We start from the raw sequence: 13,884 nt of genomic DNA, 5'->3' as shown, positions 1-13,884 counted from the left end.
TGCCCATTCGTGACGGAAACCCATAGGTCAGACAAGTCTGGTTGGAAAATTACGAACAGGTTAAACGGTGAGATCGATATTTCCAGATCTCACGCAACTCGCTGGGAGGCGTCTGGATAATCGGGGCAGGAATCACAGCCGCCAACGAGGAATCCCCGAATGAGCCTCTCCGCGACCACGTCCCAGCGCACGAACTCCGTCTTCTCGAACCGTTCACAGGCGCTGACGACGAGCTCGGCGCGCAATAGCGCGAACCCGAACGCCATCCTGTCCCAGTACAAGCCCACGGGCGCCTCGGCGCGCACGGCGGCGCAGGACGGGCTGCAGCCCGGCGTGGCGGCGTCCACGAAGATGGCGCAGGCGGACCTGGGCCGGCTCCAGAAGTTCAAGGGCAACATCGAGGCGGCGGCGGCGAAGCACGGCCTGCCCCCGGCGCTGCTGGCGGCCATCGCGAGCCGCGAGTCGCGCGCGGGCGCCGCGCTGGATCGCTCGGGCCACGGCGACAACGGCAACGGCTTTGGCGTGATGCAGGTGGATCACCGCTTCCACACGACGAAGGGCGGCCCCACCAGCGCCGAGCACATCGATCAGGCGGCGGGCATCCTCAAGGGCTATCTCAACCAGGTGAAGAAGGCCCACCCGGACTGGCCGGAGGCGCAGCAGCTGCGCGGCGCGGTGGCCGCGTACAACTCGGGGCCGGGCAACGTTCGCACCATCCAGAACATGGACGTGGGGACCACGGGCAATGACTACTCCAACGACGTGTGGGCGCGCGCGCAGGCGCTGGCGCCGCACTTCGGCGGGGCCGCGACGCCCGGCGCCAACAACAACACCACCACCACCAACACGCGCCCGTCGCAGACCGCCGACACCTTCGAGCCCGCGGGCACCCAGAAGCCGGGGACGAAGAAGTGGACCTCCGCTCCCTCGATGGACCAGGTGAAGGCGGGTGGCCACAACCTGAAAGAGGGCATGCAGGGGCCGGCGGTGAAGCAGATGCAGGAGATGCTGGGCGTCCCGGCGGACGGCAAGTTCGGCCCCGTGACGAAGAAGGCCGTGGAGGACTTCCAGCGCACGCACGGCGTGAAGGCGGGCGCCAACCACGGCCAGATTGGCCCTGACACCTTCAAGGCGCTCCAGCAGGCCCGCCGCCCCGGCGGCACCAACACGACCAACGGGACGAACAACACCCAGGGCACGAACAACACCCAGGGCACGAACAACAACGGCGCGGTGCTGGGCAACGGCGTCCGCATCAACACCAACGACCCCACGCTGAAGAAGCTGGCCACGTCGCGCCTGAACAACGGCGAGACGGGCTACTGCGTGCGCACCACGCTGGACAACATGAGCCGGCTGGGCATCCCGAACACGCCGGCGGCGACGGGCAACGACCCGAACAACCCCCGCGGCGGCATGGCGCAGATGCTGCGCAACGGCTGGGAGTCCATCCCGTTCCCGGGCGCTCAGCAGAAGGCCATCAAGAGCCCCTACGGCAACGCCACCGCGAACGTCGTGACCGCGGACCAGTACCGCAAGCTCGTGGCGGACGGGAAGGTGCCGGACGGCGCCATCATCTTCCAGTCGCGCCACGGCTGGGACTACAGCGGCGGGTCCAAGGGCAACGACATGGGCATCGTGCGCAACGGCGGCAAGACGACCCACAACTACCAGGACATGAGCTCCATCATCTACTCGGACTGCAAGGAGGTCGTCATCCTGGTCCCGAAGAGCGCCATCCAGCGCGACTGAGGCTGGCTCGAGGAGGCCCGGGAGGGGGCGGTGCTCGCGCCCCCTCTCGCGTCCGCGGCTCCGCGTGGGAGCGGACGCGCTCCGCCTCCAGCGCGCTCCGGGAGGGCTCCCCCGCGCGTGACCGCTCCGCGGTGATGCCGGGCCGCGCTACTTCTTCTTCTTGCGCGAGCCGTCCTCGTAGAAGGCCTCGTCCTCCTCGAGGCCGCCGTCGGGGCTCCAGCGCTTGCGCTCGGTGACGCGGCCGCCCACCCACTGCGAGTCCTCGATGAGGGTTCCGTTCTCCGCCCACACCTGGCGGCGGCCCTCCGCCTTGCCCTTCACGTAGTGCTCGCGGCTCTCGGGGCCGCCGTCCGGGAGGAAGGTCTCCGTCACGCCATCGGGCACGAAGCCGTTGTGCCAGTCCGCCCTGACCTGGTTCTGCCGCTCGCGCAGCGCGCCGTCGTCCTCGAAATAGGACTCCACCGCGCGGTCTCCGGTCACGACGAGCTCGTGCTTGCGCTCGCCGTTCTGGAAGTACTCCACGCGCTTCACCTGCTGGCGGTTCTTCCAGGTGACGACCTGCTTCCTGCCGCCGTCGTTGAAGAACTCCGTCTCGTCGCCCTCCTTCTCGCCCTTGACCCAGGTCGTGGAGCGGAGGGCCTTCCCGGCGGCGTACTGCGTGCTCACGCCATCGAGCAGGCCCGCGGAGAACGCCTGGGTCGCGAGGCGCTGCCCGTCCTTGTCGAAGAGCTCCGTCACGCCCTCGCGCCGCCCGTCCTTCATCCGGATGACGGCGCGCTTCTGGCCGTTCGGGTGGAAGAACACGAGCGGCGAGGGCCCCTTCCAGACGCAGTCCTTCAGGCCCGCCTCCCAGGACGCCTGGAGGCCGCAGCCCGCCTTGGTGAGCCGCCCGGCCTCGTCGTAGTCCGCGAAGGTGCTCTTCGCGTCCTCCGGCTGTCGGTCCACGCGCCGGGACACCTTGCCGTTGGGGTGGTAGCGCAGCGACTCGCCTTGCTCGTGGTCGTCCACGTACCGGGAGGTCTCCACCAGCCGGCCGTCCTCGTAGCGCTTGAAGCCGCCGTGCCGCTTGTCGGCGCGGTACTCCTGCTCCACGGCGCGGCCGTCGGACCAGCGGCGCACCTCCCAGCCGTCCTTCTTGCCGTCCTTGAAGGAGACGGTGTGCGTCTCCTTCTTCGTGTCCTCGTCCACGCAGCGCACGGTGCCGGTGAGGTTCGCGGTGGAGTGTCCGTTGTCCAGGTTGATGGACTCGCCCTTGAACGAGCAGCGCTCGATGGCCCACGCGGGCGCTGCGAGGAGGGGCACGGACAGCACGATGAGACGGATCACGGAAGGCGCGCGCATGGAGGGCTCACGGGCGTGGGGACGAAGGGGCCGTTCTCGCGCACCCTAACAGAAGGGGTTCACGTGCCGTGCGTGCCCGCCTGTAGAGTCGGGGTTCGCGACGACCGGGGGACTTCATGATGTGCGCACAGGGATCAAGCTTCGGGCTCCAGGGACGAAGGCTCGTGCTGGCGTGGCTCTTGGGGGTGGGGCTCGTGCTCGCTCCATCCGGAGGGCGGGCTGAGGCGCAGGGGCCCTTCCAGACGCATGTGACCGCGGCGCGCCAGCTCTATGACGCGCTCGAATACGAACGCGCGCTGGCGGAGCTGTCCCGCGCCCGGGGACATGCCTCGGGGGAGGCGGACGACGTGCTCCTGTCGCTCTACGAGGGCGTCATCCTGGCGGACCTGGGCCGGACGGAGTCGTCCAACGCCGCCTTCCGGGTGGCGCTGCTGCTCCAGCCGGTGGCGGAGCTGCCGTTGAAGGTCTCGCCCAAGGTGGAGCAGCGCTTCGAGGCCGTGCGGCGGCAGGTGCTGCGTGAGCTGGCGGAGCAGGAGGTGCCCGTGGCGCCGGCGCCGCCCCCGGCGCCTCCGCCGGTGGCCACCGCGCCTCCCGAGCCCGTCATGCCCACGGACCCGCAGGCCACGCCCGCGCCCCTGCCCTTGCCCTTGCCCGCGCCTGCGCCCGTGACCGCCGCGCCGGAGGTCTCCACGTCCGCGACGCTGCGAAGCCGCGCGTGGAGCCCCGCGACGGTGGGTGGGGTGCTGCTGGTGGGCGGCGGGGTGTCCTATCTCCAGGCCCGGAGCGAGCGCTCCCGGCTGCGGCGCGATGACGTGAGCCTCGCGACCTCCCAGGATGTGGACCGGAGCGTGTCGCGGGGAAAGACGTTCCAGGCGGTGGGCCTGGTGCTCGCGGGCGCGGGCGTGGCGGGGCTGGGGCTCTCCGCGGGCATGTTCCTGCTGGGCGGGCCTCCGGAGAAGCTGGGAGTCCAACTGGGGACGGACGGGACGTCCGCCTTCGTGTCCGGGAGGTGGCCGTGAGCGCGCGCGTGCTTCGCATCCTCTGGGTGGGCGGGCTGCTGGCCGCGCTCGCCGGCTGCACCGACTTCGAGCAGGAGGGACGCGAGTTCTGCCTGCGCAACCCGGAGCGCTGCGGCGCCCAGGACTCCGGCGCGGGGGATGGAGGCGAGGGCGGGGACGCAGGCTCGAATGACGCGGGGAGCGACGACGCGGGCACGTCGCGGCCCCCGCTGTTCCTGGAGGCCCCCGCGGCCTCGAACTACGTGGAGGGGGGCGGTCAGCTCACCTTCCGCGCCTCCGCGCAGGACCCCCAGGGCAGCGCGCTGCGCTTCTCCTGGACCACGAGCATCGGGCTCCAGGGCGCGGTGAAGGACTCGGACACCACGAGCCAGATCGCCTGGACGGCGCCGCGGTGCCTGCCTCCCGGAGTCGTGGCGTCGTTCACGGTGACCGTCACCAACGCGCTGGACCTGTCGGCCGAGGCGTCGTTCGTCGCCGTCGGCATCCCGGACTGCCCCACGTGGATGCGGACGGGGGACATGTCGAAGAGCCGCTCCACGCCCACCGCGACGGTGTTGCCGTCGGGCAAGGTGTTGGTGACGGGAGGCTCCCAGGCCGCCACCGCGGAGCTGTTCGACCCCTCGACGGGGGCGTGGACCACCACGGGCGCCATGGGCACGGCGCGCAGGTACCACACGGCGACGCTGCTGCCGTCGGGCAAGGTGCTGGTCACCGGGGGTGACACCGGGTCGACCATCACGGCGTCGGCGGAGCTCTACGACCCGGCGTCGGGGACCTGGGACGCCACCAGCGGCATGTCCACCAGCCGATACATGCACACGGCGGTCCTGCTCCCGTCGGGCAAGGTGCTGGTGTCGGGCGGCTACACCTCGGGGGCGGGCATCGCCACGGCGGAGGTCTATGACCCGACGACCGGGCTCTGGAGCAGCACGGGGAGCATGTCCGCGGGCCGCTCGCGCCACGCGCTCACGGTGCTGCCGTCGGGCAAGGTGCTGGTGACGGGGGGCTTCACCATGAGCGGCTCCCGCGCGACCTCCGAGCTCTATGATCCGGTGGCGGGCACCTGGGCCGCCACCGGCAGCATGGCCACCGACCGCTACCTCCACACGGTCACGTTGCTGCCGTCCGGCAAGGTGCTGGCGGTGGGCGGCCGGAACTACGGCAATACGCTCGCCACCGCGGAGCTCTACGATTCAGCGACGGGCACCTGGACCACCACCGGCGAACTGGACATCTCGCTGGTCAACGCCACCGCCACGTTGCTGCCTTCGGGCAAGGTCCTGCTCGCGGGAGGCAAGGGGGACGGGAAGACCGATGTCTCGGCCCGGCTCTACGATCCCGTGACGGGAACGTGGGCTCCCACGGTAGGACTCACCGCTCAGCGGTACGAGCACGCGGCCGTGCTCCTGCCCTCCGGCCGGGTGCTGGTGATGGGGGGCTCGGATGGGGTCGCGGTCGAGCTCGCCACCGCGGAGGTGTATTCGCCGGGATCGGACACCTGGAGCGCCACGGGCGCGCTGACCCCGGGCCGCGTCTTCCACTCAGCCACGTTGCTGCCTTCGGGGCAGGTGCTGGTCGCGGGAGGCTTCTCAAGCATTGAGCCGCTGTCCACGGCGGAGCTGTTTCACCCGAAGGACGGGACCTGGACGCCCACCGGCTCGATGCACACCCCCCGCCACGCGTTCTCGGCGACGCTGCTGCCGTCGGGCCGGGTGCTCGCGGTGGGAGGTAGCTCCAACAAGGGACCCACAGCCGCGACCGAGGTGTACGACCCCATGGTCGGCACCTGGTCTGTCGCGGGCAATCTGTCCACGCCTCGTACAGGCCACACGGCGACGCTGCTACCGTCGGGCAAGGTGCTGGTGGTGGGCGGCAGCGCCGCCGTCCTCGCCACGGAGCTGTACGACCCCGCGACCGGCGTCTGGTCCCCCACCGGGAGTCTTGCCACGGCCCGCTCGGGCCACACGGCGACGCTGCTGCTGTCAGGCCACGTGCTGGTGGTGGGAGGAGACAAGGGCCATGGCGCGACCGCCACGGCGGAGCTGTACGATCCGGTGACGGGGACCTGGACCGCCACCGGAAGCCTGGCGGGCCCCCGCTTCCTTCACACGGCGACGCTGCTGCCGAAGGGACAGGTGCTGGTGACCGGGGGTGTTGGCTCCTTCGACGCGCTCGCCACAGCGGAGATCTATGATCCGAACACGGGGGCCTGGGCCTTCACCGGGCCCATGGCCGTGGCGCACGCGTCCCACACGGCGACGCTGCTGCCGTCGGGCCGGGTGCTGGTGACGGGTGGTGTCGACGAGCATCAGGCGTACCCACCCACCGCGGAGGTCTACGACCCGGACACGCGCGTCTGGCGTTCCACGGGCGGCCTGGAGGTGGGCCGGAGCAACCACGCGGCGACGCTGCTGCCGTCGGGCCGGGTGCTGGTGACGGGGGGGGATGGCGACAGTGGACGCGTGTCCGCCACGGAGCTCTTCACCCCGTGAGCGCATGAGACACGACGGGCCGGGCGCGCACGCGGCGCACCCGGCCCGGAAGGAGGCTCGCGGTCGTCGGAGCGGCCCTCAGCGCGAGGCGACGGCCTGCGTCTCCGGCTTCTGCTCCACGGTGGCCTTGGCGGCGTCGATGGCGGCCTGGATGTTCAGCTTGCCGCCGGTGATGACCTTGCCCTTGAGGTCCGGGTCCTGGTCCACCGTCTTGAGGATGAGGTCGCGCACCTGCACGGCCGTCAGGTCCGGGTTCTCCGCGAACATGCGGGCGGCGGTGCCGGCCACCGTCGGCGTGGCCATGGAGGTGCCGCTCATCTCCTCCCAGTCGTTGCCCGGCACGGTGCTGAGCACGTCCTCGCCCACGGCGGCCAGGTCCACCACCTTGTCGCCGTGCGACGAGAAGCGGGCCAGCTTGTCGTTGTTGCGGTCCATGGACGCCACGGTGATGACGTTGGGCAGGTCCACGTTGGCGGGCATGTCCGGCACGTTGTTCATGTTGCTGCCGTTGCCGTTGGCCGTGGCCGCGAGCAGCAGGATGTCCGCGTCCGCCAGCTTCTGGATGGCGGCCTCCCAGCGCTTCTGGGACGCGGCGTCGCGGTACGAGTCACCGAAGCTCGCGTTGGCGGCGCGGATGTTCACGCCGTGCTCGGTCTTCATCTTCACCAGGTAGTCCACCGAGCGCTCGAAGTTGGTGAGCAGGTCCGCGCCGTCGTACAGGCCGCCCACGCTCAGGATCTTCGCCTTGCCCGCGGCGATGCCGGTGTTGCCCTCGCCGTTGTCCTCGGCTGCGATGATGCCCGCCACGTGCGTGCCGTGGTCCGTGCCCTCGCCCTTGAACGGGTCACCCTTGCCGGTGCCCACGTTGAAGCCGTGGATGTCGTCCGCGATGCCGTTGCCGTCGTTGTCGATGCCGTCCCCTTCAACCTCACCGGGGTTCGTCCACATCGAGTCGTCCAGGTCCGTGTGCTTGTAGTCCACGCCACCGTCGATGACCGCGATGACCGGCTCACCCGTGAGCTTGGGCTTGGGCTGCGAGCCGTCCACCGACTTCGCGTCCGTCACCTTGTCCGCGCCCGGCTTCACCGCGACGTTGGAGGAACCGAAGGCGAAGGCCGACGCCGGCACGCTGGCGCCCGGCGGCGTGGGACGGCCCGTCGGGCGGTCCACGAAGTTGCTCGGACGCGCACCCTGGGTGTCGAAGCCATCACGCACCGTCAGGGGCTTCGCCTTGGGCCCCTGGGCGCGCGAGGTGTCCGTGCGGGTGGTGGGGGCGATGGAGGCGGGCGACTTGCGGTTGATTTCCATGGTGTTCCTCCGGGCGGGGAGACGGAGTGGGCCCTACTGACTCCCACATTGTCGCATCGCACTATTTAAAGTTTCGCCCCAATGGGTTTTCCGCCGCGCGAGAGCGGCGGAACCGGGCGCGGGCGGGCGTTAAGGAAGGGCCCCTTTCACGGAGGACCCATGATCCAGGAGCAGTGGACCCGAGTCGACCGCTACATCACCGACCACCTGGTGGCGTCGGACGCCGCGCTGGAGGCCGCCCTGGAGGCGAGCGCGAAGGCGGGGCTGCCCGCCATCAACGTGGCCCCGAACCAGGGCAAGCTGCTGATGTTGCTGGCCCGGATGCATGGGGCGAAGCGCGTCCTGGAGGTGGGCACGCTGGGCGGCTACAGCACGCTGTGGCTGGCGCGGGCGCTGCCGCCGGGAGGTCGCATCATCACGCTGGAGGCGGTGCCCAGGCACGCGGAGGTGGCCCGGGAGAACCTCGCCCGCGCGGGCCTGTCCGACGTGGTGGAGGTGCGGCTGGGCAACGCGGCGGACACGCTCGCCCAGTTGGAGAAGGAGGGCCAGGCGCCGTTCGACCTGACCTTCATCGACGCGGACAAGGCGCGCACGGCGGAGTACTTCGCGTGGGCGCTCAAGCTGTCGCGCAAGGGCAGCGTCATCCTCACGGACAACGTCGTGCGCCAGGGCGGCATCGTGGACGCGGCCAGCACCGACGCGAACATCCAGGGCATGCGCCGCTTCTACGAGGCCGTGGCCGCCGAGCCCCGCGTGAGCGCCACCGCCGTGCAGACGGTGGGCAGCAAGGGCTACGACGGCTTCGCGCTCGCGCTCGTCACGGGGTAGCGCCGAGCGCGGGCCCGTCGCAGAGCGCCTTCACCGTCCGCCGCAGCCAGAGGTGCGCGGGGTCGCGGTCGAAGCGCGGATGCCACGCCTGCGCCACGGCGACGCGCGGCAGGGGCAGCGGCACGGGGCGCGCCGTCACGGGCATCAGCCGGGCCACGGCGCGCGCGAAGCCGCCGTTGACCACCGTGACGGCGTCCGTCCCCGCGACGAGCGCCGCCGCGGCGAGCATGTTGGGCACCACCGCCGTCACCCGGCGCGAGTGGCCATGCCGCTCCAGCACGTCGTCCAGCGCCGTGCGCAGCTTGCCCCGCCGGGACACCCCGACGTGGTCCGCGCGGGCGAAGCGCTCCAGCGTCAGCCGCCCCCGGGCGAGCGGCGACGCCCGCCCCACGAGGCACAGGAAGGAGTCCTCGCCCAGCCGCTGCACGCGGATCTCCGGCCCCAGCGCGCCCTGCACGCCGATGTCCAGGTCCACCTCGCCGTCGCGCAGGGCCTCCACGTCCTCCGCCCCCTCGGGCACGAAGCGCAGCGTCACGCCGGGGGCCTCGGCGCGCGCCCGCTGGTGGAGCGCGGTGCCCAGCAGCGGGATGACGCCGTCGTTCACCCGCACCGTCAGCGTGCGCGTCAGCTGCGCCGGCGCGGTGGGCGTGCCCGGCGCGAGCAGCGCGGTGGCGTCCCGCACCACGGCGCGCACCTGCTCCTGGAGGGCCAGGGCCCGGGGCGTGGGCACCAGGCCGCGCCCCGCGCGCACCAGCACCGGGTCTCCCAGGGCGGTCCGGATGCGCGTGAGCGTGCGGCTCATGGCCGGCGCGCTCAAGCCCAGCCGGTCCGCGGCGCGCGCCACGCTGCCCTCGCGCAGGAGCGCGTCGAGCGCCACGAGCAGGTTCAGGTCCAGGTCCGCCATGCGGGCCAGTCTAGCCGCGGGCCGCCTCCACGCCTCGGGCCGTCAGGCGGCGCGCACGGCGAAGAGGCAGTCGTCGTCCGCCCAGGGCAGGGGAATGGTGACGTAGCCGTGCTCCGGCCGCGCCAGGTGCGCCGCGAACTCCGGGCTCATCGTCACGTTGTCCGCGACCAGGATGGCGCCGGGCCCGAGCTTCGGCTCCAGCAGCCGCAAGAGCGGCAGGTACAGCGGCTTCGCGCCGTCGAGGAGCACCAGGTCCACGCCGTCCGGCACGTCCGCGCGCAGCGTCTCCAGCGCGTCGCCCACGCGGAACTCCACCAGGTCCACCAGCCCCGCGCGGGTGAGGTGCTCCTTCGCCCGGCGCGCCTTGGAGGCTTCGTACTCCGTGGTGATGAGCTGGCCGCCGCCGTTGTCGCGCAGCGCCGCCGCCAGGTGCACCGTGGAGATGCCGAAGGACGTGCCGAACTCCACCACCGTGCGGGCCCGGCGCGCGCGGGCGAGCGCGTAGAGCAGCCGGCCCAGCTCCTCCGACACCGGCAGGTAGGCCTCCGCGACGCTCGCGTAGAAGGCGCGCGGGTCGCGGTCCAGCCGGGCCCTGCGTTCGTCCGCGGGGAGGGCGCTGAAGGGCGCGAGCACGGCGGCGTCCGTCTTGCGCGCGTCGGCGAAGAGGTGGGTGAGCAGGGAGGCGACAGGGGGCGAGTGCAGGGTCGTGGTCATGTCCCCACCGTGCGCCCGCGCCGCGCCTGGCACCAGTGCACCGGACGCACGGTCTTCGTGCGCCCGGCGCAGGAGTCCTCCGAAACTACCAGACCTTCACGCGCTGCTCCGGCGGCAGGTAGAGGCCCTGGCCCGCCTTCACGTCGAACGCCGGGTACCACGCATCCAGGTTGCGCACGGTGGCCGCGCGGTACATGCCGGGCGAGTGGCCGTCCGTCACCAGCAGCCGGCGCAGCAGCGGCTCGCGGAACTTGTTGCGCCACACCTGCGCGAAGCCCAGGAAGAAGCGCTGCTCGCCCGTGAAGCCGTCCAGCGTGGCCGCGGGCTCGCCCTCCAGGGACATCACGTAGGCGTCGTGGGCGATGGAGACGCCCGCCACGTCGGCGATGTTCTCACCGAGCGTCAGCTCGCCGTTCACGTTCATGTCCGGCAGGGGCTTGTACGCGTCGTACTGGGCGGCCAGCGCCTTGCCCGCGGCCTGGAACTGCGCCAGGTCCTTCTCCGTCCACCAGTTGGACAGCTTGCCCTTCGCGTCGAACTGCGCGCCCACGTCGTCGAAGCTGTGGACGATCTCATGCCCGATGACGGAGCCGATGCCGCCGTAGTTCACGGCCGGGTCCGCGTTCGGGTCGAAGAACGGGGGCTGGAGGATGGCGGCCGGGAAGATGATGGAGTTCTGCTGCGGCGAGTTGAGCGCGTTGACCTCCTGGGGCGTCATGAACCACTCCTTGCGGTCCACGGGCTTGCCCAGCTTGGCCAGGTTGCGGTGGTGCTCGAAGAGCTCCGCGCGCTCCGCGTTGCCGAAGGCGTCTCCCCTCACGACCTCCAGGCCGGAGTAGTCACGCCAGGTGTCCGGGTGGCCAATGCCCACCTGCACCGTGGCCAGCTTCTCCTTGGCGCGGGCCTTGGTCTCCGGCGACATCCACTCGAGCGCGTCGATGTGGCGGCCCAGCGCGGCCAGGATGTTGCGCACCATCTGGTCCGCCTCGGCCTTGGCGGCGGGCGGGAAGTGCTTCTCCACGTAGCGCCTGCCCACCGCCTCGCCCATGGCGCCGTTGGTGAAGCTGGCGCCGCGCTTCCAGCGCTCGCTCAGCTGCTGCGCGCCGGAGAGCGTCTTCCCGCTGAAGTCGAAGCCCGCGTCCACGAAGGCCTTCGACAGGAACGGGGCGCTCTGCAGGATGGTGTGGAAGGCCAGGTAGTCCTTCCACGTCTGGAGGGGCTCGCTGCCCACCAGCTTCGCGATGCCGGTGATGGCGGACGGCTGCCAGACGATGAAGTCCTTCTGGGACGCCAGGCCCGCGCTCGCGAAGTACGCGGCCCAGTCCATGCCGGGCGCCTTCTTCGCGAAGTCCGCCTGCTTCCAGGGGTTGTTCACCTTGGCCACGTCCTGCGTGTCCTGCGCGGACCAGTGGACCCGGGCGATCTTCAGCTCCAGGCCGAAGATGGCGCGGGCCTTCGCCTCCGCGTCGGGGATGCCGGCGTTCTTCAGCTGCGTCGCGATGTGCTGCTGGTACTTCTCCCGCACCTCTTTGAAGCGCGGCGTGTCCTTCAGGTAGAAGTCGCGGTCCGGCAGGCCCAGGCCGCCCTGGAGGAGGTAGGCGGCGTAGCGGCTGGGCTCGTTCAGGTCCTCGGCCACCCAGAGGCCCAGGAGGCGGTCCGTGGTGGCCGCGCCGGTGTTGAGCGGATCCACGTCGCTGCGCAGCGTGGTGCCCAGCTGCGACGCCAGCGCCTTGCGGTTGGCGACGGCGGCGATGCGCTCCAGCTCCGGCTTGAGCGGCGTGGCGCCCTTCGCCTCGATGGCGGCCTCGTCCATGTAGCTGGCGTAGTAGTCGCCCAGCTTGCGCTCCTCGCTGCCGGCGGGGGCGTCCGACTTCGCGGCGGCCTCCAGGATGTCGCGCGTCTGCCGGGCGGCGTCCTCGGCCAGGCGCGTGAACATGCCGAAGGCGGAGCGGTCCGGCGGGATCTCCGTGGTCTCCGCCCACCTGCCGTTGACGTAGCGGTAGAAGTCATCGCCGGGGGCGACGGAGGTATCCATGCCCGGCGTGTCGACGCCGAAGCTCCCGAAGTGGGGCTTGGGCGCGGCGGGGGCCGCGGGCGCCGGGGCCGGGGTGGCGGCGGCCTGGGTCGGCGGTGGGGACTTCTCCGCGGGCGCGGTGGAGGCGCACGCGCTGATGAGCGCGGTCGCGCAGACGCCGAGCGTCATGCGCGCGGCGCCAAACGGCGGTCTGGGACGGAACGACATAGAGGCTCCTGGATGTAACCCGAACGGGGTGGCGCACTCTGGCGCACGCGGGCGTGCCACCAACAGTGCAAACGGTGGTTTCATCCCGGCGATTGCACTCCAGGGCCTGGCTCCGGCGGGGCTTCGCGCCATTCGAGGGACGTATGTCTTCCACCGCGTTTCGTCCTGCATACACAGTCCAGACCGAGCACACCGTGCTCCGCTGCTGGTCGCCGTCCGACGCCGCGCTGGCGCTGCGCGCCATCGAAGCCAACCTGGAGCACCTGCGCCCGTGGATGGAGTGGGCGAAGCGCTATCCCATGGACGTTGAGCAGCAGGCCGGGCAGCTGCGCCGGATGCGCGGGCTCTTCGACCTGGGCCAGGACTTCGCCTACGGCGTGTTCAGCCGCGACGGCTCCGAGGTCCTCGGCGGCACGGGGCTGCATCCCCGGGTGGGCGAGGGGGGCCTGGAGATGGGCTACTGGATCTCAGCCGCCCACACGGGCCGGGGGCTGGCGACGGAGATGGCCGGGGCGCTCACCCGCGTCGCCTTCCAGGTGGAGGGCGTGCGCCGGGTGGAGATCCACTGTGACCCGCGCAACGTCCGCAGCGCGGCGGTCGCGCGACGGCTGGGGTTCCTCCACGAAGGCACCCTGCGACAGCGGATCGCCGCACCCGATGGCGTGCTCCGCGACAAGATGATCTGGACCCTGCTCGCCGAGGAGTACCCGGCCAGCCCCGCCGCCGCGATCCGCGCCGAGGCCTTCGACGCGCTGGGGCAGAGGCTGTTCTGAAGCAACTCCGAGGCTGGGAGGTGCCGGCGCGGCGGGAGGGCCCGCCGCGCCGGCGGCCTTCGGTCCTGCTTGGGGGACTACCTGGCGACCGTGGCGTAGTCACCCTTGAGCGCGACGCCGGTGACGAAGCTGCCGGCGTGGCACTCGATCTCGGTGGCGCTCTTGGACTCCACCTTCTTGTAGTAGCTGACGATGTTCACCACCGCGTTGGCGCCGTTCTTCTTCGCGCCCTCCTGCAGGGAGATGAGCGCGGAGAGCGTGGCCCACTTGCAGGCGTAGTCGTCCGACTTGCCCACGCTGTTGGTCTTCTTGTTCGTGGTGTCGCTGCCCAGGTTCTTCAGCACGTTGGGCGTCTTCGCGCCGTCCAGGTAGAACTTCACCGAGCCGTCCAGCTTCTCCTTCGCCTCGGGCAGGGCGAGCACGTCCGCCAGCTTCACCTTCGTCACGGTGTCGCGCGCCAGCGCGGGGCTCGCGGCGGTCAGGGCCAGCAGGAGGAGGGCTTTCTTCATGG

General features: G+C 71.3%; 11 protein-coding genes. 5 read left to right on the top strand and 6 right to left on the bottom strand.

Annotated elements, in window-relative coordinates:
- The first annotated feature begins 159 nt into the window (after positions 1-159).
- Positions 160-1,752 carry a peptidoglycan-binding protein gene (locus U8525_RS24765; RefSeq protein ID WP_374268780.1) on the top strand — a complete coding sequence of 531 codons (1,593 nt, stop codon included), beginning with the start codon at positions 160-162 and terminating at the stop codon, positions 1,750-1,752.
- A gap of 147 nt (positions 1,753-1,899) precedes the next feature.
- Here U8525_RS24765 and U8525_RS24760 read toward each other — a convergent pair whose 3' ends face one another.
- A complete protein-coding gene (locus U8525_RS24760; protein ID WP_374268779.1) occupies positions 1,900-3,093 on the bottom strand; it encodes a toxin-antitoxin system YwqK family antitoxin in 1,194 nt (397 codons plus the stop codon).
- A gap of 164 nt (positions 3,094-3,257) precedes the next feature.
- On the opposite strand from U8525_RS24760, the gene U8525_RS24755 reads away from it, so the two are divergent.
- A complete protein-coding gene (locus tag U8525_RS24755) occupies positions 3,258-4,112 on the top strand; it encodes a hypothetical protein (protein ID WP_374268778.1) in 855 nt (284 codons plus the stop codon).
- On the top strand, positions 4,109-6,604 hold the full coding sequence (locus U8525_RS24750) for a kelch repeat-containing protein (RefSeq protein ID WP_374268777.1): 2,496 nt from the start codon (positions 4,109-4,111) through the stop codon (positions 6,602-6,604). The genes U8525_RS24755 and U8525_RS24750 overlap by 4 nt, the downstream gene beginning before the upstream one ends.
- A gap of 78 nt (positions 6,605-6,682) precedes the next feature.
- Here the strand turns inward: U8525_RS24750 and U8525_RS24745 are convergent, their stop codons facing one another.
- Positions 6,683-7,912 carry a S8 family peptidase gene (locus tag U8525_RS24745; RefSeq protein WP_374268776.1) on the bottom strand — a complete coding sequence of 410 codons (1,230 nt, stop codon included), beginning with the start codon at positions 7,910-7,912 and terminating at the stop codon, positions 6,683-6,685.
- A 159-nt stretch (positions 7,913-8,071) separates the two neighbouring features.
- Here U8525_RS24745 and U8525_RS24740 point away from each other — a divergent pair, with 159 nt between their 5' ends.
- Complete coding sequence (locus tag U8525_RS24740) at positions 8,072-8,740, top strand: O-methyltransferase (RefSeq protein WP_374268775.1); 669 nt, start codon at positions 8,072-8,074, stop codon at positions 8,738-8,740.
- On the opposite strand, the gene U8525_RS24735 is transcribed toward U8525_RS24740, so the two are convergent.
- The 3 genes from U8525_RS24735 to U8525_RS24725 form a co-directional block, all read right to left on the bottom strand.
- Positions 8,730-9,644, bottom strand: a complete 915-nt coding sequence (locus U8525_RS24735; protein ID WP_374268774.1) for a LysR family transcriptional regulator — start codon at positions 9,642-9,644, stop codon at positions 8,730-8,732. The two genes, U8525_RS24740 and U8525_RS24735, sit on opposite strands and share 11 nt — an antisense overlap.
- 42 nt (positions 9,645-9,686) lie before the next feature.
- The gene (locus U8525_RS24730; protein WP_374268773.1) at positions 9,687-10,358 is read right to left on the bottom strand and encodes an O-methyltransferase; all 672 of its coding nucleotides are present in this window, start codon (positions 10,356-10,358) and stop codon (positions 9,687-9,689) included.
- An 85-nt stretch (positions 10,359-10,443) separates the two neighbouring features.
- Positions 10,444-12,600: a M13 family metallopeptidase gene (locus U8525_RS24725; protein WP_374268772.1), complete on the bottom strand. Its 2,157-nt coding sequence runs from the start codon at positions 12,598-12,600 to the stop codon at positions 10,444-10,446.
- Between the two features lie 194 nt (positions 12,601-12,794).
- Between U8525_RS24725 and U8525_RS24720 the strand changes: the two genes are divergently transcribed.
- A complete protein-coding gene (locus tag U8525_RS24720) occupies positions 12,795-13,373 on the top strand; it encodes a GNAT family N-acetyltransferase (protein ID WP_374268771.1) in 579 nt (192 codons plus the stop codon).
- Positions 13,374-13,450: 77 nt separating this feature from the next.
- Here the strand turns inward: U8525_RS24720 and U8525_RS24715 are convergent, their stop codons facing one another.
- The gene (locus tag U8525_RS24715; protein WP_374268770.1) at positions 13,451-13,882 is read right to left on the bottom strand and encodes an excinuclease ATPase subunit; all 432 of its coding nucleotides are present in this window, start codon (positions 13,880-13,882) and stop codon (positions 13,451-13,453) included.
- Positions 13,883-13,884: the final 2 nt, after the last annotated feature.

The sequence above is a fragment of the Corallococcus sp. RDP092CA genome (genome assembly GCF_041903675.1).
Classification (GTDB): Bacteria; Myxococcota; Myxococcia; order Myxococcales; family Myxococcaceae; genus Corallococcus.
Note: the sequence above shows the minus strand (reverse complement) of the source record. Positions and strands in the feature narration are given on the sequence as shown.

Excerpts from the sequence above, each read along its gene's own strand:
- U8525_RS24765 (WP_374268780.1), top strand. The coding sequence starts at position 160 with ATGAGCCTCTCCGCGACCACGTCCCAGCGCACGAACTCCGTCTTCTCG.
- U8525_RS24760 (WP_374268779.1), bottom strand. The coding sequence starts at position 3,093 with ATGCGCGCGCCTTCCGTGATCCGTCTCATCGTGCTGTCCGTGCCCCTC.
- U8525_RS24745 (WP_374268776.1), bottom strand. The coding sequence starts at position 7,912 with ATGGAAATCAACCGCAAGTCGCCCGCCTCCATCGCCCCCACCACCCGC.
- U8525_RS24740 (WP_374268775.1), top strand. The coding sequence starts at position 8,072 with ATGATCCAGGAGCAGTGGACCCGAGTCGACCGCTACATCACCGACCAC.
- U8525_RS24735 (WP_374268774.1), bottom strand. The coding sequence starts at position 9,644 with ATGGCGGACCTGGACCTGAACCTGCTCGTGGCGCTCGACGCGCTCCTG.
- U8525_RS24730 (WP_374268773.1), bottom strand. The coding sequence starts at position 10,358 with ATGACCACGACCCTGCACTCGCCCCCTGTCGCCTCCCTGCTCACCCAC.
- U8525_RS24725 (WP_374268772.1), bottom strand. The coding sequence starts at position 12,600 with ATGTCGTTCCGTCCCAGACCGCCGTTTGGCGCCGCGCGCATGACGCTC.
- U8525_RS24715 (WP_374268770.1), bottom strand. The coding sequence starts at position 13,882 with ATGAAGAAAGCCCTCCTCCTGCTGGCCCTGACCGCCGCGAGCCCCGCG.